This is a genomic window from Pseudomonas sp. WS 5079 (genome assembly GCF_012985465.1).
GTDB lineage: Bacteria > Pseudomonadota > Gammaproteobacteria > Pseudomonadales > Pseudomonadaceae > Aquipseudomonas.
This window is the reverse complement of sequence record NZ_JAAQWN010000001.1, coordinates 483,152-509,380: the sequence shown is the minus strand read 5'-3', so window position 1 is coordinate 509,380 and position 26,229 is coordinate 483,152. Positions and strand designations below refer to the sequence as shown.

Genomic DNA, 26,229 nt, shown 5'->3' with positions numbered 1-26,229 from the left:
GGTGTATCTCCTTGCTTCTAATTAGTTGGTTAAGTGTTGGTACGGTCTAACAAACACCTATCAAGGGGTTACTTGATAGTCACGCCGAGGGTGTTAGCCATTCGGTTCCCCACCCCTGCACTCTGATTCACCTGTACCACTCCACGGCTGCCGGTGAAGGCCTGGTCGCTGGTAACGACCTGGCGGCTGCCAGTGGTAGAGGGGGATCGTGAGTCTGGTAACAACGTCATGTTCTGTTGCGACAGGACGCTGTCATCGATGCTTTGCGGACCTGTGCTGATCCGCACCGCATTGATCATCTGGTTATTGGCGCCGGCCGCCTGGTTGACGCCCAGGATGCCGTTGCCATTGCTAAATGAGCTGCCCTGGATCGCCGCGCTGGCGTTCAGGGCGGGGTCAACCTTGCCGTCGAGTTTCTGGATCAGCGCCTCGCTGGCCTGGCCACCGAGGCTGATCGCCCGACTGTTGATCTGCTGTTGTTGATTGCCGGCGGCCTGGTTGACCGACAGCACACCGGTGTACTGCTTGCCGGTATTGTCGATCGAGGCCTGGTTGCTGCTGTCGGCCATGGCCGCCGAACAGCCGAGTACGCTGAGTAACAGCCACGCGCGATTCATGGCTGGACCCCCATCATCGCGCCAATGTTGTTGAGCGGTGCCAGGCCGCGCTCGATCGAGCCGCTGATCTGCCCGCCCAGGGTGTTGCCGCTGGCATGCCCGGCCGCGGCACCGGCGCCCAGGCCAGTCGAGCTGTTGCCCAGGGTATTGCTCAAGCCGGGGAGGTCGCCGTTAGGCAGGATGGCGCGGGTGATGGTCGAGCCGCTGCTGACACCGGCGAAATCGTTATCGCTGAGTTCGCTGCCGGTAGCGCGCAGGATCTGTTGGCTGGGGTTGGCGTTGGCGGTGGAAGGGTACGGGTCCTTGCCAAACGCAGGCCGACCGACCATGAACCCTTGCACATTGCGACCTGTAACGATGATGCCGTCCTGCGCAGAGGCGGGCAGGCTCACACTGGCGCTGAGTACACAGCTGATCAGCAGTAGGCCTATGGAGCCTTGATTGAGAGTTGCCACGGCATCATTCCTTGTTCTATGACGCTGACCCTAAACAGCGCTGTAGGGAATAGAGCAGGAGCTGTGCCGTTTTTTATATTTGCAGCTTTTTCAAAGGCTTGGGATGTATGGCAGGGCGGGCAGGTGCAAAGGTGTATCAGCTATGAAACAGGACGCCAGCGGATGACCGGCACCTGGCATGGGCAGGCAGGGCGAAAGGGGTGTTTCAGCAGCGCAACACTATTGATGACCAATCGATGAATCCGCAGCCGCAGGGCGCTTGCGCGGCGGTGGGTGTTTCAAAAGTGGACATCATGGCGCGAGCAATCCCTTGGGGAGCGATTGCTGTTCAGCGTTTGGGAGTTTTGCGTGGGATCGAATTGAGCACGGTGTTGCCATCCTGGTTCTGGGTCAGGTAGACCGGCAGCACCTTGGGCAGGGAGGACACCAGATGGGTAACTTCATGGATATCGTAGATCCCGCCAATACGGATATTGCCGGTGCCGGTATCGGCCAGCATCACCGGTTTGCCCAGGTAGCGGTTGATCAGGGGCAAGGCATCTACCAGTGCCAGGTTGTCGAGGATCAACTTGCCCGTGCGCCAGGCCAGTGCCGGGTCGTGGGGAGAGAATGCCTGTAGCTGCGGTTGCGCATCACCACGGTTGTAGCTGGCCTGCATCCCGGGCGTGAGGTTCAGCCCGCTGTGGCTGGCATCGCTGGTGATCTTCACCGAGCCCTCCAGCAGCATGACCCGCACCTGCTCGTCATACTTCCAGACGTTGAACTGGGTGCCTGTCACACGGATCTGCCCGCTGCCGGCGCGCACCACAAACGGATGCTCGCGGTCGTGGCTGACGCTGAAGAAGGCCTCGCCTTTTTTCAGGGTCGCCCGGCGCTCGTTTTTATAGTTGCTGTAGACCAGCTCGGTGCCCAGGTTCAGTTCCACGACGCTGCCGTCGGCCAGTGTCACTTGGCGCAGGCCGTTTTCGGCGGCGTAATGCTCATAGGAACTGGGCAGCCAACCGGCTTCCCAGCCAGTGAAGGCGGCCAGGGGCAACGCCACCAGAGAGATGGCGGCAGCCACGGCATACTTGCGCCAGCGGCTGGGCGGCGGAACCAGCGTCAGGGGCGGGGTGGGTTCTTTGCTGCGGGGCAAATGGTCGGCTACATCCCAGATTTCCAGCATGGCCGCATATTCGAACGCATGCAGGGGATGTGCGTCGTGCCATTGCTCGAACGCCTGGCGCTCGGCCTCTGTGCAATCAAAAGCGTGCAGGCGCATGCACCAATGCGCGGCGGCATCGGTGATTGCGTCGTAGTCAGCTTCTGAAAGGGGTTGCTCGGTCATTGGTGCTTCCTGATTTCCTACATTCTAACCTTCCCGGCAGGGTGCCGAGAACAGCCATCATGGCGAATGAGCATCAATGTGGAACTAATTCGGGGTCCAAACACCCTAAAAATCTGGATCTGTAAGTCATTCTCTCTAACGGAGTAAGAAAATGCTGAAGAAAACCCTCACCGCCATGCTTGCCACTGCCACCTTGCTCGGCGCTGGCGCCGCTCTGGCCGACAAACCCGGGGCAGGTTGGATCACCATCGAGAAAGCCATTGAAACCGCCAAGACCAAGGCCGGTTACATCGAGGTCTACCAGGCCGAAGCTGATAACGACGGTTACTGGGAAGTAAAAGGTCGCAAGGCTGACGGTATCGTTTATGAAGCACGCATCGACGGCGCCTCGGGCAATGTACTGCGCGATCAAAAGGACTGATCCCCGCGGGGTCAGTCCAGCGATGCCCTTCGACTGGAGGGCACTGGGTCTAACTGACGTCCCAGGTTACTGATCATGAACGCCACCGAGTCGGCATTATCCAGCATGGTGTCGACTCGCCTTGCCAGGTTGCTCATGAAAATCCCCCTTGCGTTGCCCAAATTCGCGCCCCCGGTGGTGCGAAGTATCTGATCCCTGATGTACTCGGTGTCTGAGGCTTGTCCGAAGTCGCTCCATAGCGTGCCGCTCACGTCCGCAAACTTGAATAGCTGGCCCACGGGTGTCCTGCGCGAGTAGCTTTGGGATTGCTGTTTTTTCAGGGCGCCAGACAGAGTGCGCCCGGCCTCTGTCAACGTCTCGATCAGGTCGGAAAACGGCGCCACGGAGTCCAGGTACGCTGCATCGGCTGTCTCAGCAACCACATGGCTCAACTCATGAATCAGCAGCGTCGCCCGCGCATGGGCCGCCCAGTCGAAATGGTCGGGCAGGCAGTTGTCATAAATGCTCAAAGGCGGTGCAAAAAAATGCTCGGACAAGTAAATCCGCCGATCAGGATCTTTATCGATGGTGAACCCCCAATTGCCGTGTGGGTCCGTTCGATGAGAACCGGCCACGAAACGCTTGGAATCAAGCGCGCTGAGCTTGGGGTCCAATAGCGCTGCCAGGATCAGATCGACGATACGATGCAGCTTTTGCACCAGGAGTGGATCAACCACTTGCGGGCCCTGATCGGTGTCGATATCAATGCCAAAGAACTCATTGACGAAGCGATGGATACGCGTGACCGGCGCTACCCCAGGCTCCAGCAAGGCCAGGTTCAACTTGCAGTTCTGCACATAAAAAGTTGCCAGGTCGATCGCCTCGACAATCATCCTGGCCCGATCAGGGCACAGTTGGCGAATGGCCCTCATCCCGACAGCCTCGATATTCATTGTCCTGCGCGCTGATGCCCGGATTTCCCTGCGATCCAGCAGGCGACCAAAAGCCTGGCCATAGCGTGCGATATTGCCGCGGGTGTCGATCGCCCATTGCCCGGCGCTGTTGCGATGGATGAAGGGGCCGTTTTGATCGGGTGTGCGAATGCGCCAGTCGTTCCCCAGAGACAGCGCCTTGTACACCTTGCCAGCCAACGGAATATAGGCGGCCCCTTGATGCTGGTAAGTACCGTTGAGCTCATTCTTGTTCATGTTCACCAGGGCCACATCACTCACTTCGCTGGGTGCAAGCTGGGTGCGTTGTGGGGCGGTGATGTACAGTCCCGGCCACTTCACAAAGGTCTGCGGCGCAGCCTGGGGCGTTTGCTGCTCGGGATCGAAGAGCAATGACTGCGCGTCGTGCAATTGCTGAGCCAGTGACGCCATTTGCGCAATGCCTTCGATAAACGTCTGTAAGGCCCGGCGCCAATGATGGTCTTGCAATGCTTCGGCGGAGTCCATGAACAACGAAATGCTGCGCCAGATATTCCACGGCAGCGCCAGCTTGCCAGGCAGCAAACTCAGCACACTCTCGGCAGAACCGCTGAGCACCTGCTTGACGGTTTCCCATTCGGCCTGCGCCCCCTCGACCCATTGGACGCCGAGCCACTTGAGGAGCAGTTGCCGATTGTCGTCGAACAGCTGGCTGAACAGGTTGCCCTGGATTGGATTGAAGTCCAGGGTGATTTCCGAATCTCTCCCCAGCGTGCTGGCCAGCAGATTGCGATAGGTCGCGTCCTGAGGCGCGGCCAAGCGATTGAGGACGCAGTCTTGCAAGGCACCCGGCAGGTTCAGGGCTTCAAGAAACTGCGCTTCGCTTTCAAACTCGGTAAAGCTCAGTGTCGGGTGATAGGGTGCATACAACACCTGGATCCCCTCGCGTCCTGCGCTAATAAGGTAGAGGCCGAGCACGGGCGCGCGCGTGGCACCGGCCGTGGCTAGCAGCTCAAGCGGCCTGATGATGGCGCTCGCGCCTGCAACCGACGCGCGGGCAATCGCGTCTGGCATGTCGACAACTTGTTGGATCAGGTCCAAGCCTCGGTCTGACAGGCGCTCCTGTAATTTCAGGGCATGGGCATGCTGCAGCAGCTGCCACGGCAGTTGCTGGCTGAAGTCCCTGCGCCGCTGCTCGATTCCGGGCGCACCGCCAGCCAGGTGTTGCGCCAGGTAGGTATGGTAGTCATCGTGGACTTTCAACTGGGTCAGCATCTGGCGCACCACGGTTTCCGTAAGGTCGGCAGACGTACAGACCACATCGAACCTGGCACTTTGCAGGCTGGCGGGGTTCATGGCGAAATCCAGCAGGCTCTGGCGTAGCCCTGCCAGGGCCAGCTTGGGAACGATCTGCACCCCATCGGCAAACAGCGAGTAATCGACGAGCATTTCGTTAAGGCGATCCGACACATGCTGGCGCAATGACCGGAGCTCATAAAGATAGTCCCGGCCATGCAACGTACTGACGCGATATTGCTCGAGAATCTCCGCGTGGCGTCTTTGTTCCCTGGCCGGCGCGGCCCCGAGCCTGTCGGGCAGCGAATGCCTGAGTTCAGCCCAGCGGGCGATATCGATAGCGCGCTGCAGATTATTGGCCGGCAGTTGGCGCTGCACCTCGCCGAGCGCCTGGACCAATGACTGGGCATTGGTCTTGAACGCCAGAGTGTGTTGGCGCTGGGCGATGTGTTGATCGATCCACGATCGCTGGCACCTATGCAGCACCGGTTCTCTGATTGATTGAAGCGGTCCCAGCTCATAGCGTTGATGGGGGAGCCGCTTAAGCGCGTCCAGGTTTTCCAGCAGGCTCAGGCGTAGGGCCGAGTCGTTCAGCCGGTGCGCCAATGCGTCGCGCAGGTAACTGATCGTAGTAAAGGCTTCCACGCCGGTGGCGGGCGTCCACAACAACGCATGTCCGGAGTGATGCTGATCAAGCCCGCCGCGCTCGGTCAGCACAAAACAGTTGGCCAATTGACGCAAGGTGGTTTGGCCTTTCGCCAGCAGCGACAGGGTGAAGGCTTCGGGTGTGAAGCCGTTCAAGGTCAGAGGCTGGCGTGTGCTGGTGGTGTCCGGATTGAGGACGGCCCGCAGGATGCCGACATCACGTTCGTCCAGGGTTTTATCGAGCAGTCTGAGACTAGCCTCTTCAAGAATTCCCACTGCCATGCTGTGTGCCAGCGTGGGGATCAATGCCTCCAGGCCCGCGCGGGGAGTCTGGGCGACGGCCTGGAGGTTTAGCACGAGCAACCACTGGGTGAGCATGCTATTGAGTCGAGCAATGCTCAGTTCCGGCCGTTTTGCTGCCACGCCGTGGTTCCGTGGCCTGTACACGCCGTACTGCGCAGAGTCAGGGATGGCCTGTGCCTCTCCCTTCAGCCGGGCGATGCAATGGGCGAGGATGCTCTGGCTGGCTTGGGGCGTACGGCGTTCCTGAGCGTCGGCATGGGTGGCATAGCGGCTGATGTAGAGGTTTGCCGGATCCAGGGCGATCCCGGTAGAGAGGTTGAAGGTGCGGCGCAGTTGGTCGGTAATCAGCGTCTCAAGATTGGGAATCCGCGCTATCAGATCGCCCTGTGCGTTGACCAGGCTGTGCAGTTTGCGGATTGTCAGTCGCGCCCTTTCAGCGGGTACCGAAGGTGGCGATGGGTGAGTGCTCCACCGACCCTTGGCATCCAGTCCCAGTAGACGATGGTCAAGCATGGCACGGATATCCAGGCCGTGATCAAGCAGGGCGTAGGCATTGACCGTCCCCAGGTTACGCCGGTAGATATCCAGGCAATACTCGAGGTTCTGCCGCTGCTTGTTGATGATGCCTTCAAACAAGGTGTTGAATACCGGCCCATTGATAGAGGCCGAACTGATCTGTGGATGTTTAAAACCTATGAACCGCGCCCGTTCCTCCAATCCCAGGAAGCCGAAAAAATCATCTTCATGCCCCCTCGCCTGGGCCATTGCCTTGAGCGTTGCCTGCAAGTCGTCATAGCTTGCAAGTACTTGCAAGCCCTTGGATTGGGTGTAGAGACAGTTAAGGCTATCGGTAATCACCAGCGTACTGGCCAACTCGACAAAATGGGGTGGGTACTCCCATAGCCGGACTTTCTCGATAGGGATTGTTCCTCGGCGGTTGCCCTCCAGGTAAAGCGCTTGCAATTCTTGCCACTGTTGCGCCGAAATCACATCCTCCTGGCGCTTGAACAGCAGATCGACCCTGGATTTATCGCTCATCGCCTGGGCGAAGTACTCGCGCCTCGACTGCCCGGGATGGATGTCAGCGTTCCAGTAGGTCTCTATTGAGTTGAGGAGGAACAGATGTAGCTGGCGCGAGGCTTGTTTCAGCCCCTCTTCCCACAGTGTGTTGGTGCCCTGGGTCGCTGCCACCTCAGGGTTCACGAACTCCCGGCGCAGGCCTACGGGCCAGGACTGCTGGCGATAAAACAACAGCAGGGCATCGCGCAGGCGCAGCGCGTCGACCCAGCGGTCCTGCTCGGTAGGGGAGGCCGCCAGGGCATACAAAAAGACGTGGGTCTTGTGTTGATCAGCGTTGGGAAAGGCCTTGCGCAACGTGCTGTTCAGCAGTTGGTCCAGCAACGTCTCCAATAACGGCAACTGGCCCAATTGATCGAGCATTGCCTGCACATTCAGTTGTTGGTAACGCTCGATGCAGGCTTTTTGTTCGTCGAATACGTTGCCCTCGATCAGTTGCCGAGTGAGCGTAGAACCGGCCGCAAAGCTGAAATCTGCGCGTTGGCCAATGGACAGGAAATGCAATAGCTCGCCACGTTTGTGCTCATCGCCCAGCCTGGTTTTCAGTGCTTGCGACAATTGCCCGTAATCACTGAATTTCTCCAGTCCGGTCTGCGGGCCATAGAAAAAAACCGCGCTGTAGTCGCCCTCGGAACCCATCGCGAATGCCCCGGCCAGTTCAATCGGTTCCTTGCCTGGGCAGTTGAGCAGCAAGCGCTCGGCGATCATCGGCGGGGATTGGGCTTTACGGCCGGTGGCGCTGGCAAAGAACAGATTGCGCAGGAACTGGCGATCCTGGTCGCCGATATCGCGCTGGCGTTCGCGCTCACTCAGGCGCTTGGCCAGGCGCATGGCCTCGGGGAAAAAGTAGGGGAGTTGCAGGTCGTCCATCGCAAAGGCTCGGTGCAGGTTATAGAAGGCATCGAGCCTAGGCGTGGCGGGCATCCGCAGGGCCCTAAATAAATAGGCTTGAAACCGCAACGGTGGTTGACAGCTCACTTGTCACGCGTTGTTAATCAAGCAGCTGAATCCAGCAGGCTGTTGCCCCTTCCAATAACAATTCTGGAGCTTCAGATGTCAGCCACTCCCATTACCGCAGTGAATACTTCAATCGGCTTCACTGAACTTGTGACTCTACTCAAGGCTATTTTTACCCGTCATGGGGCCTCGCATGAGGTTGCCAGCGTACTGGCCGACAACTGCGCCCGCGCCGAGCAGGATGGGGCTCATAGCCATGGGGTGTTTCGCATACCGGGCTATGTCTCGACCCTGGACAGCGGCTGGGTCAATGGCCAGGCGGTGCCGCTGGTCGAGGATGTTGCCTCGGGCTTCGTGCGGGTAGACGCCGCCAATGGGTTTGCCCAACCGGCCTTGGCTGCCGCCCGCCCATTATTGGTGGCAAAAGCCCGCAGCGCCGGGATCGCCGTACTCGCGATTCGTAATTCTCATCACTTTGCCGCCCTGTGGCCGGATGTCGAACCGTTTGCCGAAGAAGGCCTGGTCGCCCTGAGTGTGGTCAATAGCATGACCTGCGTGGTGCCCCACGGTGCGGATCGGCCCTTGTTCGGCACCAATCCCATCGCGTTTGCCGCCCCACGCGCAGATGGGCCGCCGATTGTGTTTGACCTGGCCACCAGCGCCATTGCCCATGGCGATGTGCAGATCGCCGCGGGCAAGGGCGAACGGGTGCCGCCGGGCACCGGTGTCGACAGCCTGGGCCAGCCGACCCAGGACCCCAGGGCGATCCTCGAAGGCGGTGCGTTGTTGCCGTTTGGCGGGCACAAGGGCTCGGCGTTGTCGATGATGGTCGAGCTGCTGGCGGGGGCCTTGACCGGGGGGAATTTTTCGTTTGAATTCGACTGGTCCAACCACCCCGGCGCCAAGACGCCCTGGACCGGCCAGTTGCTGATCGTGATCGACCCGAGCAAAACCGCCGGGCAAGACTTCGCCCAACGCAGCCAGGAACTAGTGCGGCAGATGCATGCGGCGGGGTTGCGGCGTTTGCCGGGCGATCGGCGTCATCGCGCACGGGACAAGGCCGCGCTGGAAGGGATTATGTTGGATGGGGATGAGCTGGCGCGGTTGCGCGCGTTGGCGCAAGGCTGATGGCGGGCGCGGGCTGAGCCGCGCCAGCCGTGTTATCGATCAGTTGCGACGGCCCAGCAGCAGGCCCACTACCAGGCCGAAGCCTGCGGAAATCGCCACGGTCTGCCAAGGGTGGCCACCGATATAGGTTTCGGTGGCATCCACCACCGGCTTGCTGCGCTCGCGCACGCTGGACACCGAGTCCAGGGCCTGCTTGAGCTTGATCGCGACCTGTTCGCGCAGGGTTTCACCTTCTTCTCCCACCAGCGACGCGCTGCTCTTGAGCAGTTTGTCGGATTCTTCGATCAGGGCCTGGAGTTCGCTGAACGCCTGGTCCTTGATTTGCTCTTCGACAGCTTGGGCGGCGGTTTTACGGGCCATTGAGTAGCTCCTTGCGGGGTAAGTGGGCAGTGAACAATGGAGTCTTGCAGCACGGCAAAAGTTGCAGTTTTTTTTCGTGGGTTACTGAGTCTATGCAAAATCCGAATTCGGACCTTTCCACCTACAGTGTAAGATGTCACCTATTTGTGCAGCAGGTAATTCCACATGAGCTTCAATCTGGCCAACAAGCCCTTAGCCGAGCGTGCGGCGCTTGAAGATGAAAAGTCCCGTCTGTATGACTTGTGGCAAAGCAACCTGGGCAAGGCCAAGGGCGAGGGCGCGCGGCTGTTTGGCGAGCGCGCCAAGCGCAAGGGCAAATGGGCCGAATGGGTGCGTTCGGAACTGGACGGTATGTCGCCACCGGAATTTGCCAACATGGTACGCAGCGAAGTCAACCGCCTGATGGCCGCCAAGTAGGCCTGGCTGGCCGGTGCCTACAGCTGTTGTTTGAGCCACTCTTCGCGGGTGATTTCCCAGATGTTCTTGGGGAACGCCCCCTCCACGAACTGTCCTTCTTGCGTGCGGATCAAGCGCATCCCGGTTTTTTCGCTAAGCCTGCGTGAGCCCAGGTTCGGCGCCGCCTTGGGCACCCGCAGCACGGGTCGCCCAAGCACCTTGAACCAATACGCGGTCACTGCCGCGCTGGCTTCGCTCATCAACCCCTGGCCCTGCCATTGCGGCCCGAGCCAGAAGCCACGGTTGTTGTCTTGCTCATCCATCAGGCTCACGTTGCCGATCAACCGTTCGGGCGTCTCGCGCAGGCGGATCGACCAATGCCACTCGCGCCCCTGGGCCATGGCAGGCAAAGCCACCTGTTCCAGGTAACTGCGCGCACCGTCGGCCGGGTAGGGCCAGGGCACCAGGGCATTGAGGTAGCGCACCACTTCCCAGTGGGGAAACTGCTGCTGTATGCCCTCGGCATCGTCCAGGGTCAGCGGCTGCAGGATCAGGCGTTCGGTGTACAGGGTAGGCAAGGTGTCCATGCTATTTACCAAGTCACGGTGTTGGGCAGGTCCAGGGTACCGCGATCGACAAAGCGCATCGTGCCAAACAACCCGCCTGCCAGCTTGCCGCGCAGTACATAGGGCAGGTTGTTCAAACTCTGGGTCTGGCTCAGGCCCAGGGTCTGGCGCAATACCGAAAACGCTGAAACGCTGACCGGGACGGTCAGAACCGTCTCGGAGAAGCGCGGGATGGACCCCTGTTGATCAGCGACCCCAGCCGCCAGCGGCCGGCCATTGACCTCCAGGTCCAGGGCCACGCCGTTGTAGTCGATGGCCGTGTCGTTGGGGTTCTGCACCCGCAGCTTGATTGCAAAGCGCACTTCCAGGTCCTGGCTTTGCAGCGGCTCGATGCCCACCACATTGATATGCAGCGGGTCACGGTTGGGGAACAAGGCGCAGGCGCTCAGGCTGAGCAATATCAAAGACAGGGTCAGGCCGATCAATCTGCGCATAAGGGTTCCTATTTGGTCGGTTCCGGGTCCTGCATCACTTTGAGGGTAGAGGCTTCCGGGTCAAATTCATCTTCTTCCAGCTCTATGAACTCTTCAGGCAGGAAAATGTTCAGCAGGATCGCACAGAACGCACCCACGGTAATCGGCGACTCGAAGATGTTATGCAAGGCCTTGGGCAGTTCGCGCAGCACTTCCGGCACCGCCGCCACGCCCAGGCCCATGCCCAGGGAAATCGCCACGATCAGCACATTGCGCCGATGCAGCCCGGCCTCGGCAAGGATCTTGATCCCGGCCACCGCCACCGTACCGAACATGATCAGGGTCGCGCCGCCCAGCACCGGCTTGGGCATCAGTTGCAGTACCGCGCCAATCATCGGGAACAGGCCCAGCAACACCAGCAGGCCGGCAATGAAATACGCCACATAGCGGCTGGCCACGCCGGTCAACTGGATCACCCCGTTGTTCTGCGCGAAGGTCACCATCGGCAGGCTGTTGAAGGTAGCGGCCATCACCGAGTTCAGGCCGTCCGCCAGCAGGCCGGACTTGATGCGTTTGATGTACAGCGGGCCCTTGACCGGCTGCTGGGAAATCATCGAGTTGGCGGTCAGGTCACCGGCCGCTTCCAGGGGCGAAATCAGGAAGATCACCGCCACCGGGATAAACGCCACCCAGTCGAACGAGAACCCGTACTTGAACGGCACCGGCACGCTGATCAGCGGCACTTGGGGCAATGCCGCCAAGTCGACGCGCCCCAGCCACCAGGCCACCACAAACCCCAATGTCAGGCCGATGACAATCGAGCCCAGGCGCAGGAACGGGTTATTGAAGCGGTTGAGCACCACGATGGTCAGCAGCACCAGGGCTGCGAGCCCCATATTGCCCGCTGCGCCCAGGTCCGCGGCACCGTAGCCGCCTGCCATGTCGGTCACGGCGACCTTGATCAGCGACAGGCCCATCAAGGTGATGATGGTGCCGGTCACCACCGGGGTGATCAGCTTGCGCAATTTGCCGATGAACTGGCTGAGCACCACTTCGATAAATGCGGCGAAGAAGCAGATGCCGAAGATCGTCGAGAGAATCTCCTCGGTGCCGCCGCCCCGGGCCTTGACCATGAAGCCGGCACTGAGGATCACGCTGATAAAGGAAAAGCTGGTGCCTTGCAGGCACAGCAAGCCCGAACCCACCGGGCCGAAACGTCGCGCCTGGACAAAGGTGCCCAGGCCGGAGACGAACAGCGCCATGCTGACCAGGTAGGGCACTTCGCTTTCCAGGCCCAGTACGCCGCCGACGATCAGGGTCGGGGTAATGATCCCGACGAAGCTGGCGAGCACATGCTGCAGGGCGGCAAAAATCGCCGCCGTGAAGTGCGGGCGGTCTTCCAGACCATAGATCAGGTCCGATTTATAACGGGGGCGGGGGGCTTGAGCGTCAGACAAGATACGTGCTCGGGTCAGAAAATGGAGGCGCAGGATGCCAGAAAGCGCCCACTGTCAAAAGTGTGAAAATATATTTCTCCGGTTTGTGCAAAAAGCCTCAAGCCGGCCGATACCTCTTACAGGCCCACACAACCCTTATAACAGTGGCGCCGAACAGTCATCTCGGTGCGTTGACGCTAAGTGACCGTGTCGCGGCAAGGACGCTCGCAGCCATCCCTCTTTGAGAGCTTTCCTATGTCCCTCCGTAATTTGAATATCGCACCTCGGGCGTTTCTCGGTTTTGCGTTTATTGCGTTGCTTGTGATTGTTCTGGGGGTGTTTGCCGTCAACCGCATGACCCTGATTCGCCAGGCCGCGCTGGACATGGGCGCCAATCAGCTGCCGAGTGTCGGCTACCTGGCCAATATGACCGAGAGCGTATTACGCCTGCGCATTCTGTCGTTCCGGGTGCTGGTCAACCGCGAGCCTGGCGCCCTGCAAGATGCCCAGGCGCGCATTGATGTCCTGGTCGACAAGGCCCGCCAAGCCCAGGCGGGTTACGCCGCGATGCCGGCCGGCGCCGAAGAAGCGGCGCTTTACAAGACTTTTGCGGTGACGTTGGACAACTACCTTAAAGCCCAGGCTGAAATGCTGACATTGTCCCAGCAGAACAAGGTCGAGGAGATGCGGGCCCTGATCAACAGCCGGATCAAGGACGGCACCGATCAGATGGGTGAACAGCTCAACAAGTTGATTGCGATCAACGCTGCCGATGCCAAGCAGGCCGGGGACGACGCCGGGCGCAGCTACCGCGATGCGATCAGCGGGATAATCGTGGTGTCGGTGGTCGCGGCACTGATGACCGTATTGCTCGCCTGGCTGCTGACCCGCAGCATTGTCACGCCCTTGCGCAAGGCGGTGGCAGCCGCCGAGACCATCTCCAGCGGCGACCTGAGCAAGGTTATTGAGGATGATGGCCAGGATGAGCCTGCGCGGCTGATCAGTGCCCTGGCGACCATGCAGGGCAACCTGCGCCAGACCATCCAGCATATCGCCGGCTCGGCGACGCAATTGGCGTCCGCCGCCGAAGAGCTGAGCGCGGTGACTGAGGAAGCCTCCAAGGGCTTGCAGCAGCAGAACAATGAAATCGACCAGGCCGCCACCGCCGTCAATGAAATGACCGCTGCCGTGGAAGAAGTGGCGCGTAATGCGGTGTCCACCTCCGAGGCCTCGACCCAGTCCAACCAGGCCGCACGGGAAGGGCGCGACCGCGTGGTGGAAACCGTGGGCGCGATCCAGACCATGACCCAGGACGTGCAGAACACCTCGGTGTTGATCGAAGGCCTGGCGACCCAGGGCCGCGATATCGGCAAGGTGCTGGATGTTATTCGGGCGATTGCCGAACAAACCAACCTGCTGGCCCTCAACGCCGCCATCGAAGCCGCACGCGCCGGTGAAGCCGGGCGCGGGTTTGCCGTGGTGGCCGATGAAGTGCGCGCCCTGGCCCACCGCACCCAGCAGTCGACCCAGGAGATCGAAAAAATGGTCGCCGGCATCCAGAACGGCACGGGTGAGGCGGTGCAGTCCATGCAACAGAGCAACCAGCGCACCCAAAGCACCCTGGAAATGGCCCGCGCGGCGGGTGTGGCACTGGAGCAGATCACCCAGTCCATCAGCCTGATCAACGAGCGCAACCTGGTGATCGCCAGCGCGTCCGAAGAACAGGCCCAGGTATCGCGCGAAGTGGACCGCAACCTGGTGAACATCCGCGACCTGGCCACCCAATCGGCGGCCGGCGCCCACCAGACCAGCGCCGCCAGTCACGAACTGTCGCGCCTGGCAGTGGATTTGAATGCGATGGTGGCGCGGTTTGTTATCTAAGCAGGGAAGGCTTGGGTGCCTGGCATACCGCTATCGCAGGCAAGCCAGCTCCTACCTCTGATTTGTGGTGTGACCCAAACTTCTGCCCTGACGAACATCCCCTGTAGGAGCGGGCTTGCCCGCGATGGCGGTGGCTCAGCCACTGTTTGCGGTGGCTGGCATACCGCTATCGCAGGCAAGCCTGCTCCTACACGTGATTGGTGGTGTGGCCCAGACTTCTGCCCCGATGAAGATCCCCTGTAGGAGCGGGCTTGCCCGCGATAGCGGTGGCTCAGCCACTGTTTGCGGTGGCTGGCATACCGCTATCGCAGGCAAGCCTGCTCCTACATTTGATTGGTGGTGTGGCCCAGACTTCTGCCCCGATGAAGATCCCCTGTAGGAACGGGCTTGCCCGCGATGGCGGTGGCTCAGCCACTGTTTGTGGTGGCTGGCATACCGCTATCGCAGGCAAGCCAGCTCCTACATTTGATTGGTGGTGTGGCCCAGACTTCTGTCCCGATGAAGATCCCCTGTAGGAGCGGGCTTGCCCGCGATGGCGGTGGCTGGCACACGCCATTTGGTCGAGCTGTCAGGCTTTCCATACGCTGGGATTGACCAGGTTTTTCGGTCGTTCTCCCGCCAGTGCCGCCAGCAGATTATCCACGGCACACCGCGCCATCGCTTCCCGCGTTTCATGGGTGGCAGAGCCGATGTGCGGCGTCGCCACTACATTGTTCAAGCGCAGCAGCGGCGAGTCATGGTTCAACGGTTCGCGCTCGAACACATCCAGCCCCGCCGCGCGGATCGTACGCTGTTGCAGGGCTTCTACCAGCGCCGCCTCGTCCACCACCTTGCCCCGTGAGATGTTGATAAAGATCGTCTCCGGGCCCATGAGCGCGAATTCCCTGGCGCCAATCAGCCCCTGGGTCTCGGCGGTCAACGGCAAGGTCAGGCATACAAAGTCGGCTTGCTGCAACAGGTCGGGCAAGCTGCGGTATTGCGCGCCGAAGCGCTGTTCCACCGCAGGCTTGGGGGAGTGGCTGTGATAGATCACCGGCATGCCAAAGCCAAAATGCCCGCGCTGTGCCAGGGCTTCACCAATGCGCCCCATGCCAATGATGCCCAGGGTCTTGCCGTGTACATCGCTGCCAAAGTGCAACGGGCCGATGTTCTGGTTCCAGTTGCCGGCGCGCACCATGTTGGCCAGCTCCACCACGCGTCGGGCGGTGGCGAGGATCAGGGCAAAGCCGGTGTCGGCGGTGGTTTCGGTGAGCACATCCGGGGTGTTGCTGAGCAAAATGCCGCGTTGGGTCAGGTAGTCGATGTCGTAGTTATCGACGCCCACCGAAACACTGGCCACTGCCTCCAGGCGCGGCGCCAGGTCCAGCAGTTGCGCATCCAGGCGCAGGCTGGCGCCCAGCAGGCCGTGGGCGGTGGGCAATGCCTCACGCAGTTGCGCCAGGCCCGTGGCGTCGAGGCTTTCGATCAGGGTCACGGTGGCCGCCTCGTGCAGGCGGGCCATCAGCGGCGCGGAGAGTTTTTTGTACAGCACGACATGTTTTTTCATCAGGTTCTTACCTTCAAATCCAGGGAGTGCAACGGTGCTGCCGGGGACGGCTCACGGGCACCGGTCTTGAGAAAAATCGTCAGTACCACCGACAGCAGCAACGCGCCGCTCATCAGCAGGTAGGACGCACCGGGCGAGCCGGTGCTGCTGTTGAGATAGCCCACCAGGTACGAACCGCCAAACGAACCCAGCGCGCCCATGCTGTTGATCAGCGCCATGGCGCCCCCGGCAACGTTGGCCGGGAGGATTTCCGGGACGATCGCAAAAAACGGCCCGTAGGGCGCATACATGCAGGCGCCAGCAATCACCAGCAGGGTGTAGGACCACCAGAAATGCTCGGCCCCCAGCAGGTAGGAGCCATAAAACGCCACGGAAGCGATCAGCAGCGGTGGCCACACGAAACGTTTACGCTTTTGCAGCTTGTCCGAGCCCCAGGACACCACGAGCATGCCAATCACCGCCGCCAGGTACGGCAACGCCGAAAGCCAGCCGGCTTCGACCATGTCCATCTGCAAGCCGGCCTTGAGGATCGACGGCAGCCACAGCACAAAGCCGTACACGCCGATGCTCCAGCAAAAGAATTGCAGCGCGAGGATGATCACCTGTGGCGAGCGGAACGCTTCGGCGTAGTTTTTCACCGCCTTGAGCCCAACCTGCTCGGCGGCCAGGGCGGTTTCCAGGTCGTGCTTCTCGCCAGCGTTCAGCCACTTGGCATCGGCTGGGCGCTCATCGGCCAGGCGCCACCAGATAAAGGCCCAGAACACCGCCGGCAGGCCTTCGATGATAAACATCCAGCGCCAGCTGTAATGCTGCACCAGGTAGCCGGACACCACCGACATCCACAGCATGGTCACCGGGTTGCCGAGGATCAGGAAGGTATTGGCCCGCGAGCGTTCGGCACGGGTGAACCAATGGCACAGGTACACCAGCATCGCCGGCATCACGGCGGCCTCGACCACCCCGAGCAGGAAGCGGATGGCAATCAGCATGTAGGCGTTGGACACGATGCCGGTCAGCGTGGCCAGGCCGCCCCAGAGGATCAGGCTGACAAAAATCAGCTTCTTGACGCTGCGCCGTTGGGCATAGATCGCCCCCGGCACCTGGAAGAAGAAGTAGCCGAGGAAGAACAGCGCGCCGAGCAGCGAGGACATGCCCGGGGTGATCATCAGGTCTTCGGCCATCCCGGAGGCGGCGGCGAAGCCATAGTTGGCGCGGTCCAGGTACGCCAGGCTGTAGGTGATGAACACGATGGGCATGATGTACCACCAGCGGCGGGTGGCGAGTTTGGTCGTCATGGGTTTGCTCCTGAGCTTGTTGTAGTTGTGGCAACAGGTAACGGGTTTAGCGCCGGGGTCAGCCGGCCTTTTGCAGGGCTGGCAGGTCGGCGCGCATGGGCAGGCCTTCCATATCGCCACGACTCTGTACTGCGCGGCTGCCGATCCAGTTGGCGCGCTGTACCGCCTGGGCAAAGCTGAGGTTTTCGAGGAGGGCGCTGATCATGCCCACGGCAAAACCATCACCGGCGCCCACCGTGTCCACCACCTTGGCCACCGGCACCGCGGCGACAAACCCTTGGTCCAGATGGCTACGGTAGTAAGCGCCGTGGGGCCCGAGCTTGATCGCCACCGCTTCCACACCCTGGTCGAGGTAGAAGGCGGCAATATCCGCCGGGTCTTCGAAGCCGGTCAGCAGGCGACCTTCGCTCAGCCCCGGCAATACCCAGTGGGCCAGGCAGGCCAGGGCGTTGATTTCGCGGATCATTTTCTGCTCGCTGGGCCAAAGTGACGGGCGCAGGTTAGGGTCGAACGACACACTGCAGCCTGCCGCGCGCATCTGGCTCATCAACTCGCGCGACAGCTCGGCGGTGGCGTCCGACAATGCTGGCGGAATCCCGGTGGCGTGCAGGTGCCGTGCTTTTAGCAACTGTGGAGTGATCACGGCGCTGGACAGGTGACTGGCCGCCGAGCCACGACGGAAATACTCGACCTTGGGATCGTCGCCGCGCTCTTCCCGCGACTTGAGCTGAAAACCGGTGGGGTGCGCCGGATCGACCGCCACATGCCGGCAATCCAGGCCTTCGCTTTCTAGGGTATCGACCACAAAGCGGCCCAATGAATCATCCCCCACACGGCTCAGCCAAGCCACATTGAAGCCCAGGCGCGACAAGCCGATCGCCACATTGCTGTCGGCGCCGGCAATGCGTTTTTCAAAGTGACCGACCTGGGCCAGGTCACCGGTTTGTTCGGCGACGAACATCGCCATGGTCTCGCCGAACGAGAGGATATCGATCTCAGACATGGGCATTCTCCACACGCGGTTGGCCAAGGTGGGTGAGGGCGGCGACTTGCACGGTGGTGACCGCCACCAGGTCTGCGCCTTGCAGCGGGAATTCCACCGCGCGGCTGATACCTTGGGGCATCAGTTGCAGCAATTGTTCCCACAGATGCAGGTCGGCGGTGCCCGGCGGCAACGCCACCAGCTTGCCGTCGGCGCGACGCTCTACGGCCTTGCAGTGCAGGTAGTCGACATGGCGGCCCAGCAGGCGCGCAGCGGTGCGCGCCGATTGGTCCTGCCAGTGCCAGTTGCCGATATCGAAGGTCATTTTCACCGGTACCGCCAGGCGCTCAGCTTCATCGAAGAAACGTTGCAGCGGCTCGATGCGCCCGCCGTGCAGGGTCTGGTCGTTTTCCACCAGCAAGCGCACCGGGTGGTGATTGAGCAAGGCGCTGAGGCTGTGCAGGTCGTTGGTGTCGGTGAAGTAACCGAGGGACACCTTCAACCAGCGCGCACCGAACGCCTGGGCGCGGTCGAGGGTGGCGGCCAGCTCGGCGTTGGCTTGCGCCCGCCCGGCAACCCACAGTTCCAGGGGCGAGGAAAATACACACTCCAGGCCTTGCGCTGCGGCGGCTTGCGCCAGTTCAGCGGGCTGTTCGGTGGTCAGCAGTTCTTCACGCCATTCAATGCGCGTGGCGCCGGCGGCGGCCAGCAGGTCGACAAAACTCAGTTGGCCGCGCTGGCGGACCAGGTCGGCGCCGTAGCTGGAAAGGCTGATGGAAACGGGGTATCTGTGCATTGTTATTGATCTCTGAAACCGGTTTCATTTGAAGATAAAAAAATGCTCGTGCAGGCGGTTATGCCTACACGGGTTGGGTTGAGCCTCGGACGATCAGTTGCGGGGCAAAATCCACCGAACGGGTCGGCGCGGTATCGCCGCGCAAGCGCTTGAGCAAGCACTCAAAAGCACTGGCGCCAATGGCTTCGGTCGGCTGGGCCAGGGCGGTGATGCCGCTGCCCACCAGCGGGTACCATTCCAGATCATCCAGGGCGAGCAAGCCCACGTCCTCGAACAATCGGCAACCCAGTTCGCGCAGGGCTTTGGTACAGGCCAGCGCGGCAATGCCGTTGGCACAGAACAACGCTTTGGGCCCGGCTTGGCCTGCGCCAAGAAACGTCTGCAAGCGGTGGGGCAGGTCGCGGTCTATTTCCAATACGGCGCCGCGCATTTTTTTGCGACGGCGGATCTGGGCCCGGAAACTCTCCATACGCTCAACCCGCGAACTGGTGCCATCGGCCGCCTCGCTGACCAGCAAGATATCCCGGTAGCCCTGGTGTTCCAGGTGGTCCAGCGCCATGCCCACGGCCAGTGGGTTGTCCAGGCCTACCAGGTCGCTGTACAGGGCGTCGACCTTGCGGTCCACCAGCACCAGGGGCATTTCCCGTTGCAGTTCCAGCAGTTGTTCGAGGTGATGGCCCAGGGTGTTCACGATCAAGCCTTCGATGTTATAGGCGCGCAGGGCTGCCAGGTGCTGGCGCTCCTGCTCGTCATCGCGGTCGGTGTTGCACACCACCAGGCTGTAGCCGTGCTGGCGGCAGGCGGTTTCCACGCCATGCATCACGGCAATCGAATAGGGGTTGCGGATATCGGCCACCAGCATGCCGATCAGGCGCGTGCGCCCACGTTTCAGGCCTCGGGCCATCTGGTTGGGGCGGTAGCCCAAGTCATCAATAGCCTGCTCGATGCGCAGGGCGATGGCGTCGGAGAGCAGGGCGCGGTCATCGCCGATAAAACGCGACACGCTGGCCTTGGAGACGCCGGCGCGTTCGGCTACATCAAGCATGGTCACGCGGCTGCGTTGGGCGGCGGAGAATGAAGTCACGGCGGGGCCTTTCTTATTAGTGTGAGGTGGCAGTGCGCTGGGCATTGAAACCGGTTTCAGAAAACACCAGCCAGCCCCTTTCGTCAAGAAAATCTTTGCTGGAACACTGCCAAAACCGGCGGCGTGAAACCGACGAGCGGCGAGCCGACCTGTTAGTTCTGACAGTATCCGCAGCGCTGCTGGACGTGTTCAATTATCCCAACTGAGCCGCAAGCGCCGTGATCCATCGACGCCTTGGCGCGTGTCTAGGTGATGGGAGGTTTTGATGAGCACCCACAATGCTGGCCAATCCAATGGCCCAGGCGGCATCCTGGTGATTGAGGCGCCTATCGTCGTCGACGCGCTGCCTGACGGGTTGCTGCCGGCACAGTTTTATTTCGCTGATCTGCAGCTTGAGATTCCGACGCCCTGGGCGTTTTTACCCGGTCCGGGCAGAGATCAGTATCTGGTGTTCGAGTGGAACGTTCGCGGTGCCCGGCCCTTGGATACGCCGCCGATTTTGCTGCCTAACCCGATGACGCCTGCCGACTTTCCCTACGCCCTGCAGATACCTCAGGCATTCCTGCTCAACAGTGCAATTGTTGATCTGCGGTTTCGCATCCATAACCGCACGCCGAACAGCCCCAGCGTTGATGCCTCCGAGGTTGTGACCATCAGGATCGACCGCGATGCGCCCGGTGGGGGGGCGTTGCTGCCACCGCCCATTTTTCCCATCGATCCGATCACCGAGGCCTACCTGGTTGCCAACCCCCTGGTGCCCATGGAAATTCCCAAGGACTATCTGGATCGTGAGGTGGGTGATCAGGTGCTGATGTATTTTTCAGATATGAACACCTTGCCAACCGGCGCGCCTACCCTGGTTTCAGCGCCGCTGACCAGCGCCACCGGCCGTATATTCGTGAATGTGCCCAGCGCCGTGTTCCGCAGTTTCCCGGGCGCGCGCTGGATCTTCTGCTTCTATCGCCTGAAGGACCGCGCAGGCAACGTCAATCCGCTGTTTTCACAGGTGGAGCAAGCGGAGCTGCAAACCGGCCTGCCGCCGTCCAGGTACCCTCGGCCCAGTTTTCCGCAGGCGGAGTCGCATCCAAACCGTTTCCTGACCTGCAGCACCCAACCTGCGATCTGGTTGAGAGTCGAGGTGCATGTCGCGCCTCACGCCGACATACACGCTGGCGACCTGATCACGCTGCGGTTCCAGGGGTATGGCAAGTACCCGGATGTCAATCCGGACCCCAATATCGTGGAAACCCTCACGCATTATTGGGATGGGGTAGCCGATGCGGCGGGCTATACCTTCTGGATTCTCGATGTCGAGCGCGTGATTCGGCCCCTGAAAAAAAACGCCGGCGGCGAGGCCAGTTACACGGTGTCCCGGGGCGGCGCGGTGATCGGCCGTTCTTCTTCGCGCTATGTGGAGTTCGACCGCGTGGTGCCCACCTCACCGCCACCGCCCACGCCTATTTATTGCTGGATTGACGGCAATGGCCCCGAGGACTGAACACCCTACACGTTTGCTTTAACAACAGATGGGTAATTCGAAAGGTGGTTTGTTTGGCCGCGTGTTTTACGCGCTGGAGAGAGTGTTGCTGCGATTTCAGTCACCAGGCAATCACTCAAGTATCGGGCGATGGCGGCTTGGCCACCTAATGAGTGTTTGTGCGACGCCTACATTAAGTACTAAGGAGAGACTGATATGAGCAGCAACCCTGACGTCACCATTACACCAGTGCCTTTGGTTATTGATGCCCCCACGATTGCAGAAGCATTGGATGATGCATCCGGGCTCATCCCGGTAGCCGTTGCACGGGCGGGTATAACCCTTCAACTGCGAACCGGGCTGATTTCATTGCGCACCGACTGGCTGAGTGTCGAAATTCGCAGAACCACAGATACGGTGCCCAGTTGGACCACCTTCGTGCCCCCCTTCCAGATCAACTTGAACCCCGTGCCGGCAATAATCGATAGATTTGTTCCTGCTCCGGCTCCCGAGTTTGAGTTCGCCCATGGCTTTTATGAACTCAAAGTCACGCAATACCGTAATGCCGGTGGTGTACCGGGTCCTGCGATGGATGAGTCCAACCCCGCCGCATTCCGGGTTGACCTCATTGCGCCCTACGCCGTAGCGGCGTCCCGTGAACAACCGACCGCTCCAGTGTTAGTCAATGCCCCGCCGGGTACGGTTATCAACAATGCTTTCCTGATCAACCAGGGCGGCGTGGAGGTGCGTATCCTGGCAAACAGTTTCGGGCCGCAGCCCGGACGGTTTGAAGCGGGGGACGAAATTGACGTGTACTACAGCCCGGTCATGGACCCTCGGCCCGAGTATTTGGTCAGTGGTCCAGGTGTGCCTATGCTGCCGCCACCTGCGTCGAGCACTTTTTTCCTGCCAGCCAGCCTGATCACCTTGAGTGGGCTCTATTACTTTTTCTACACCATCAGGGACCGGGCAGGGAACGTCAGTCGCCCGTCGTTCAATGAGTTTCGTACGGTTTCGTTGTTGGCCGATCCCGTGCCATTGGCGCCGTTCCTGCCACTTGCGCCTGCCCCTCGTAATGGCAGCACTGATGACCTGCTCAGCATTGCGGACTATGTACAAGGGATCGATCTGCATATTGAGCAGTATGTTAATTTCGTGACCGGGCTGGACAAGTTCGAGACGCAATGGGAAGCCGAGCCCTTTGGCCCGCAAACTACCGAACTCACTGGTTTCCCGGTGGTGTTCAATAATATGAATGACGCAATCAAGGCCGCCTATACCGCGACTCTGGGCCCGCAGACGGTAAATGTGCGTTACCGGATCGAGCGCAACGGTGTGTTCTTCACCTCGCCAGATAAAACCCTGCAGCTCGATTTGTCGGTCGAAGGGCCGGTCCTGCCGGGCACACTGGAGCCAGGCGATGTGAACCCTGGGCTGAACCCGCCGCAAGTGTTTGGTGCCAACTCCAACGAGTTGAACACCCTGCGCATTGGGGATGCGAACCTGCCTGTCACTATTGTGATTCCCCTTTGGATCATTTCGGCGCTGCCTCATGCAGCTAATGAGTTTTACCTGTATTGGGGCACCTCCAGAGAGCGTGTCGGGCCGTTCCCTTTAAGCACTACAGTTCCCGGCGCCGACGCGACGTTTACCATTCCCTGGGACGTAGTGGCGCGCCACGGCAACAATATGCAACCGGTCAGCTACTCTGTGATTGGCCCCGGCACCACCAATGAAAACCCATCGCCCGTGACCATGGTCAATGTGATCGATGCCGTGACGGTGGAGCTGGCACCTGCAAGGTATGAGCGCCTCGTGTTTGATGAATGGAACTGTCAGTCGCTGGTACAAATCCAGCCTGGCTCGCCACCGGTACTGGCTGCCACTGTGTTGATCCCGGGCGATGCAAGACTGGTAGTGGGCAATACCGTGGATGTTACGATCACCATTACCAGCGAACGCCCAGGGCATCCGTCAGGGCCATTTACACTGACTATTACAACCCCGCCCTTGACCGCTGCCGAGGTGGCCAACGGTATTGAGGTAAATATCATCTACCGTCCGTTCCTGGCTCAAGTGGCGTTTGGGCCGTGCGAGGTCACCTACACCACGGGCGTGGCAGGTGGGGGACTCGGTCGCGGCGAGCTGGCCGAGGTATACACGGTATTCTCCAACCCTGACTCATTCTGTGATGGCGTACCGGCTAGCCTGGGAACCACTCTGATAAGTCAATAAACCGCTGCAAGCACAAAAGGGAAGCCTGGCTTCCCTTTTGTGCGTCTGCAAGCCTTGGATTGGTGCGTTTAGACGGTTCCGTCTGCCGGGGGCGCCACTTTCCATGCGTCTGCGCTGCCGATTAACACTGCTTGTTCAGATTAGTCCTACAGTCGTCGGTATGTTCACTACGTAACCTCTGCGCTGTACAGGTGAGGCCTCATTCCGCGGGGAACGAGCCAAGCCGTTTTTAGTGGCTCTACCCCCAGAGAGTGAACCCGATGTCAGCACCCATTAACTTCGAGCTCAAACCCTTGAGCAAGATGATGAAAGTCCCAGCCATGACTGTCCTGCTGTTTGCGGCAGTGCAAACCAATGTGCAAGCCGGCCATCTGATTGGCGAGTCCAAGGTCATTGGCGCCGATGAACCGACAAATCACTGGCAGCTCGATCAAAAGTCCGAGCTGACCATGAACGGCGCCCGTGCGGGCCATATCCTGGCCAACGATTCGACGCTGAATGTCAATTCCGGCAGCCTGATCGAGGATATCCGCGCGACACAGGGCTCCTCTGTCAGCCTTAACGGTGCCACGGTCAATTCCAACAACTCGACATGGGGCGCGGTGCGCCTGGATGACAGCACAGCCATCATTCGTGACAGCTCCATCAACAGCAACACCGTTGTCGGCCTGCAAGCGTTCCAGAGCTTCAACTCGCAAACGGGCGGCATTGCCCAGGTGTTCAACAGCATCATCCGCGGTGTAAAGGGTGGCGCAATAGCCAACGGCAACGCCGAGTTGCATTTCAACCAGAACACCGTGGTCGAAGGCACTGGCGCCGACAGCTATGGCGTGTTGCTTGATGGTGCAACGGCGACTGCCAGCCAGAGCAGCATCATCGGCGGCAAGAATGGCGTGCTGTTCACCAACAACCTTGGCAGCACCACTGCCGGCAAGCTGGTGCTGGACAATTCCAGCGTCGAAGGCCGCAGCGGCTCGGCCATTGTTGTCGAAGGTGAGCCTGGCGAGCCGATGGACGTTGAAATCGACGTGCGCAATGGTTCGACCCTGAGCGGCGGCAATGGCACGTTGCTGGAAGTCAACGGCGGCGCCCAGGCGAGCATGAACGTCGACAACAGCCGCTTGAACGGCAATATAATTGTCGAGGACGGCAGCACCGCGCACCTGAACATCGACAACAACGCCGGGCTGACGGGCCAGTTGCACAATGTCAGCAGCCTGAACATCGGCGACCAGTCCTACTGGGAATTGACCGGCGACAGCCAGGTGGGTGCCTTGAACCTGGCCGGCGGTACGGTGAAGTTCGGCGACAGCGACGCGTTCTATCAGTTGGACCTGGACAGCCTCGACGGTAACGGCACCTTTGTCATGGGCACCGATTTTGCCCGGGGTATCACCGACTTCCTGAATATCAACGGCCAAGCCAACGGCAACCACAGCCTGCTGCTTGAGGCCACTGGCGTGGAGCCGCTCAACCCTGAAGCGATTCGTATCGTGCACACCGAAGGCGGGGACGCGCAGTTCTCCCTGGCCAATGATTTCGTCGACGTGGGCGCCTACTCCTACGGCCTGAAAAAGGACGGCACCGACTGGTTCCTCGACCCGGAAAACCGTGTGATCAGCCCGTCCACCCGCTCGGTGATGGCGCTGTTCAACACCGCACCGACCGTGTGGTACGGCGAGGCGACCTCATTGCGTACGCGCATGGGCGAACTGCGTTTCGAGCCTGGTCAGGCGGGAGTGTGGATGCGCGGTTACGGCAACAAGTACAAGGTGGCCGAGAGCACCGGTGTGGGCTATGACCAGAACCAGCAGGGCTTCACCCTGGGTGCCGACATGCCGTTGGCCGACAGCCAGTGGCTGGTAGGTGTGATGGCCGGCCACAGTACCTCGGACCTGAACCTCAAGCGCGGTACGTCCGGCACCGTGAAAAGCTACTACGTGGGTGCCTATGCCACCTGGCTGGATGAGGAAAGTGGCCTGTACTTTGACGCCGTGGCCAAGCTCAACCGCTTCAACAACGAGTCCAAGGTCGGCATGAGCGACGGGACCAAGTCCAAGGGCAAGTACGCCAACACCGGTGGCGGCCTGTCGGCAGAGTTCGGGCGCAACATCAAGCTCGATGACGGCTACTTCGTCGAACCGTATGCACAATTGTCCACCGTGGTCATCCAGGGTGCCAATTACAACCTGGACAATGGCCTGCACGCCGATGGCGAGCGCACCCGTTCGATCATGGCCAAGGCCGGCGCGACGATTGGGCGTGATATCCAGCTCGACAGTGGCAGTGTCGTCCAGCCGTACCTGCGGGCAGCGATGGTGCATGAGTTTGCCAACAACAATAAGGTCAAGGTGAACAACAATGTGTTCAACAACGACCTGTCAGGCTCACGCACTGAGTTCGGCGCAGGGGTTGCGGTGAAGTTGTCGCAGAACCTGCAACTGCACGCTGACCTTGAGCACAGCAGTGGTGGCCGGGTCGAGCAGCCTTGGGGCGCCAACGTAGGTATGCGCTACAGCTGGTAAAAACAGGACGCTTATTAACGCCCGTATCGAAGGATACGGGCGT

The 26,229-nt window shown here is 60.5% G+C and carries 20 protein-coding genes; 7 read left to right on the top strand and 13 right to left on the bottom strand.

Annotated features, from left to right (window positions below; all coding sequences use genetic code 11):
- Positions 1-68 precede the first annotated feature (68 nt).
- From HBO05_RS02180 to HBO05_RS02170, 3 genes are all read right to left on the bottom strand, one after another.
- The gene (locus HBO05_RS02180) at positions 69-617 is read right to left on the bottom strand and encodes an adhesin (protein ID WP_169951902.1); all 549 of its coding nucleotides are present in this window, start codon (positions 615-617) and stop codon (positions 69-71) included.
- Positions 614-1,072 carry a hypothetical protein gene (locus HBO05_RS02175; protein ID WP_169951899.1) on the bottom strand — a complete coding sequence of 153 codons (459 nt, stop codon included), beginning with the start codon at positions 1,070-1,072 and terminating at the stop codon, positions 614-616. Before HBO05_RS02175 ends, HBO05_RS02180 begins: the two co-directional genes overlap by 4 nt.
- A gap of 328 nt (positions 1,073-1,400) precedes the next feature.
- The gene (locus HBO05_RS02170) at positions 1,401-2,399 is read right to left on the bottom strand and encodes a FecR family protein (RefSeq protein WP_172311504.1); all 999 of its coding nucleotides are present in this window, start codon (positions 2,397-2,399) and stop codon (positions 1,401-1,403) included.
- A 151-nt stretch (positions 2,400-2,550) separates the two neighbouring features.
- Here HBO05_RS02170 and HBO05_RS02165 point away from each other — a divergent pair, with 151 nt between their 5' ends.
- Positions 2,551-2,820: a PepSY domain-containing protein gene (locus tag HBO05_RS02165; protein WP_169951895.1), complete on the top strand. Its 270-nt coding sequence runs from the start codon at positions 2,551-2,553 to the stop codon at positions 2,818-2,820.
- 11 nt (positions 2,821-2,831) lie between these two features.
- Here the strand turns inward: HBO05_RS02165 and HBO05_RS02160 are convergent, their stop codons facing one another.
- The gene (locus HBO05_RS02160) at positions 2,832-7,973 is read right to left on the bottom strand and encodes a DUF6543 domain-containing protein (RefSeq protein WP_172311502.1); all 5,142 of its coding nucleotides are present in this window, start codon (positions 7,971-7,973) and stop codon (positions 2,832-2,834) included.
- A 129-nt stretch (positions 7,974-8,102) separates the two neighbouring features.
- Between HBO05_RS02160 and HBO05_RS02155 the strand changes: the two genes are divergently transcribed.
- Entirely contained in the window at positions 8,103-9,134 is a 1,032-nt protein-coding gene (locus tag HBO05_RS02155; RefSeq protein WP_169951891.1) for an Ldh family oxidoreductase, read from the top strand.
- A gap of 39 nt (positions 9,135-9,173) precedes the next feature.
- On the opposite strand, the gene HBO05_RS02150 is transcribed toward HBO05_RS02155, so the two are convergent.
- Positions 9,174-9,494 carry a DUF883 family protein gene (locus HBO05_RS02150; protein WP_169951888.1) on the bottom strand — a complete coding sequence of 107 codons (321 nt, stop codon included), beginning with the start codon at positions 9,492-9,494 and terminating at the stop codon, positions 9,174-9,176.
- Positions 9,495-9,659: 165 nt separating this feature from the next.
- Between HBO05_RS02150 and HBO05_RS02145 the strand changes: the two genes are divergently transcribed.
- The gene (locus tag HBO05_RS02145) at positions 9,660-9,911 is read left to right on the top strand and encodes a hypothetical protein (RefSeq protein WP_038441493.1); all 252 of its coding nucleotides are present in this window, start codon (positions 9,660-9,662) and stop codon (positions 9,909-9,911) included.
- A 17-nt stretch (positions 9,912-9,928) separates the two neighbouring features.
- Here the strand turns inward: HBO05_RS02145 and HBO05_RS02140 are convergent, their stop codons facing one another.
- The 3 genes from HBO05_RS02140 to HBO05_RS02130 are packed head-to-tail and all read right to left on the bottom strand — an operon-like array spanning position 9,929 to position 12,386.
- A complete protein-coding gene (locus HBO05_RS02140) occupies positions 9,929-10,477 on the bottom strand; it encodes a GNAT family N-acetyltransferase (RefSeq protein WP_170057279.1) in 549 nt (182 codons plus the stop codon).
- Positions 10,478-10,482: 5 nt separating this feature from the next.
- Positions 10,483-10,950, bottom strand: a complete 468-nt coding sequence (locus HBO05_RS02135) for an LEA type 2 family protein (protein WP_170041338.1) — start codon at positions 10,948-10,950, stop codon at positions 10,483-10,485.
- 8 nt (positions 10,951-10,958) lie between these two features.
- Positions 10,959-12,386, bottom strand: a complete 1,428-nt coding sequence (locus HBO05_RS02130; RefSeq protein WP_169951882.1) for a nucleobase:cation symporter-2 family protein — start codon at positions 12,384-12,386, stop codon at positions 10,959-10,961.
- Between the two features lie 234 nt (positions 12,387-12,620).
- Between HBO05_RS02130 and HBO05_RS02125 the strand changes: the two genes are divergently transcribed.
- The gene (locus tag HBO05_RS02125; RefSeq protein WP_169951880.1) at positions 12,621-14,246 is read left to right on the top strand and encodes a methyl-accepting chemotaxis protein; all 1,626 of its coding nucleotides are present in this window, start codon (positions 12,621-12,623) and stop codon (positions 14,244-14,246) included.
- A 568-nt stretch (positions 14,247-14,814) separates the two neighbouring features.
- On the opposite strand, the gene HBO05_RS02120 is transcribed toward HBO05_RS02125, so the two are convergent.
- The 5 genes from HBO05_RS02120 to HBO05_RS02100 all read right to left on the bottom strand — a co-directional run bounded on the left by HBO05_RS02120 (position 14,815) and on the right by HBO05_RS02100 (position 19,949).
- Positions 14,815-15,792: a D-glycerate dehydrogenase gene (locus tag HBO05_RS02120; RefSeq protein WP_172311500.1), complete on the bottom strand. Its 978-nt coding sequence runs from the start codon at positions 15,790-15,792 to the stop codon at positions 14,815-14,817.
- On the bottom strand, positions 15,792-17,087 hold the full coding sequence (locus HBO05_RS02115; RefSeq protein ID WP_169951876.1) for an MFS transporter: 1,296 nt from the start codon (positions 17,085-17,087) through the stop codon (positions 15,792-15,794). The genes HBO05_RS02120 and HBO05_RS02115 overlap by 1 nt, the downstream gene beginning before the upstream one ends.
- Positions 17,088-17,145: 58 nt before the next feature.
- Positions 17,146-18,090: a sugar kinase gene (locus tag HBO05_RS02110; protein ID WP_172311498.1), complete on the bottom strand. Its 945-nt coding sequence runs from the start codon at positions 18,088-18,090 to the stop codon at positions 17,146-17,148.
- A complete protein-coding gene (locus HBO05_RS02105) occupies positions 18,083-18,865 on the bottom strand; it encodes a TIM barrel protein (protein WP_172311496.1) in 783 nt (260 codons plus the stop codon). The genes HBO05_RS02110 and HBO05_RS02105 overlap by 8 nt, the downstream gene beginning before the upstream one ends.
- Before the next feature lie 64 nt (positions 18,866-18,929).
- Positions 18,930-19,949 (bottom strand): LacI family DNA-binding transcriptional regulator, encoded by a 1,020-nt coding sequence (locus HBO05_RS02100; RefSeq protein WP_172311494.1) that lies wholly within the window; start codon positions 19,947-19,949, stop codon positions 18,930-18,932.
- 265 nt (positions 19,950-20,214) lie between these two features.
- On the opposite strand from HBO05_RS02100, the gene HBO05_RS02095 reads away from it, so the two are divergent.
- From HBO05_RS02095 to HBO05_RS02085, 3 genes are all read left to right on the top strand, one after another.
- Complete coding sequence (locus HBO05_RS02095) at positions 20,215-21,447, top strand: hypothetical protein (RefSeq protein ID WP_172311492.1); 1,233 nt, start codon at positions 20,215-20,217, stop codon at positions 21,445-21,447.
- Between the two features lie 195 nt (positions 21,448-21,642).
- Positions 21,643-23,661, top strand: a complete 2,019-nt coding sequence (locus HBO05_RS02090; protein WP_172311490.1) for a hypothetical protein — start codon at positions 21,643-21,645, stop codon at positions 23,659-23,661.
- Positions 23,662-23,921: 260 nt separating this feature from the next.
- Complete coding sequence (locus HBO05_RS02085; RefSeq protein ID WP_172311488.1) at positions 23,922-26,186, top strand: autotransporter outer membrane beta-barrel domain-containing protein; 2,265 nt, start codon at positions 23,922-23,924, stop codon at positions 26,184-26,186.
- Positions 26,187-26,229 lie beyond the last annotated feature (43 nt).

What these genes read in the sequence shown, in the direction of transcription:
- HBO05_RS02120 (WP_172311500.1), bottom strand. Translation starts at nt 15,792, where the DNA reads ATGAAAAAACATGTCGTGCTGTACAAAAAACTCTCCGCGCCGCTGATG.
- HBO05_RS02090 (WP_172311490.1), top strand. Translation starts at nt 21,643, where the DNA reads ATGAGCAGCAACCCTGACGTCACCATTACACCAGTGCCTTTGGTTATT.
- HBO05_RS02095 (WP_172311492.1), top strand. Translation starts at nt 20,215, where the DNA reads ATGAGCACCCACAATGCTGGCCAATCCAATGGCCCAGGCGGCATCCTG.
- HBO05_RS02160 (WP_172311502.1), bottom strand. Translation starts at nt 7,973, where the DNA reads ATGCCCGCCACGCCTAGGCTCGATGCCTTCTATAACCTGCACCGAGCC.
- HBO05_RS02155 (WP_169951891.1), top strand. Translation starts at nt 8,103, where the DNA reads ATGTCAGCCACTCCCATTACCGCAGTGAATACTTCAATCGGCTTCACT.
- HBO05_RS02135 (WP_170041338.1), bottom strand. Translation starts at nt 10,950, where the DNA reads ATGCGCAGATTGATCGGCCTGACCCTGTCTTTGATATTGCTCAGCCTG.
- HBO05_RS02170 (WP_172311504.1), bottom strand. Translation starts at nt 2,399, where the DNA reads ATGACCGAGCAACCCCTTTCAGAAGCTGACTACGACGCAATCACCGAT.
- HBO05_RS02115 (WP_169951876.1), bottom strand. Translation starts at nt 17,087, where the DNA reads ATGACGACCAAACTCGCCACCCGCCGCTGGTGGTACATCATGCCCATC.
- HBO05_RS02085 (WP_172311488.1), top strand. Translation starts at nt 23,922, where the DNA reads ATGTCAGCACCCATTAACTTCGAGCTCAAACCCTTGAGCAAGATGATG.
- HBO05_RS02165 (WP_169951895.1), top strand. Translation starts at nt 2,551, where the DNA reads ATGCTGAAGAAAACCCTCACCGCCATGCTTGCCACTGCCACCTTGCTC.
- HBO05_RS02145 (WP_038441493.1), top strand. Translation starts at nt 9,660, where the DNA reads ATGAGCTTCAATCTGGCCAACAAGCCCTTAGCCGAGCGTGCGGCGCTT.
- HBO05_RS02150 (WP_169951888.1), bottom strand. Translation starts at nt 9,494, where the DNA reads ATGGCCCGTAAAACCGCCGCCCAAGCTGTCGAAGAGCAAATCAAGGAC.
- HBO05_RS02140 (WP_170057279.1), bottom strand. Translation starts at nt 10,477, where the DNA reads ATGGACACCTTGCCTACCCTGTACACCGAACGCCTGATCCTGCAGCCG.
- HBO05_RS02180 (WP_169951902.1), bottom strand. Translation starts at nt 617, where the DNA reads ATGAATCGCGCGTGGCTGTTACTCAGCGTACTCGGCTGTTCGGCGGCC.
- HBO05_RS02105 (WP_172311496.1), bottom strand. Translation starts at nt 18,865, where the DNA reads ATGCACAGATACCCCGTTTCCATCAGCCTTTCCAGCTACGGCGCCGAC.
- HBO05_RS02110 (WP_172311498.1), bottom strand. Translation starts at nt 18,090, where the DNA reads ATGTCTGAGATCGATATCCTCTCGTTCGGCGAGACCATGGCGATGTTC.
- HBO05_RS02125 (WP_169951880.1), top strand. Translation starts at nt 12,621, where the DNA reads ATGTCCCTCCGTAATTTGAATATCGCACCTCGGGCGTTTCTCGGTTTT.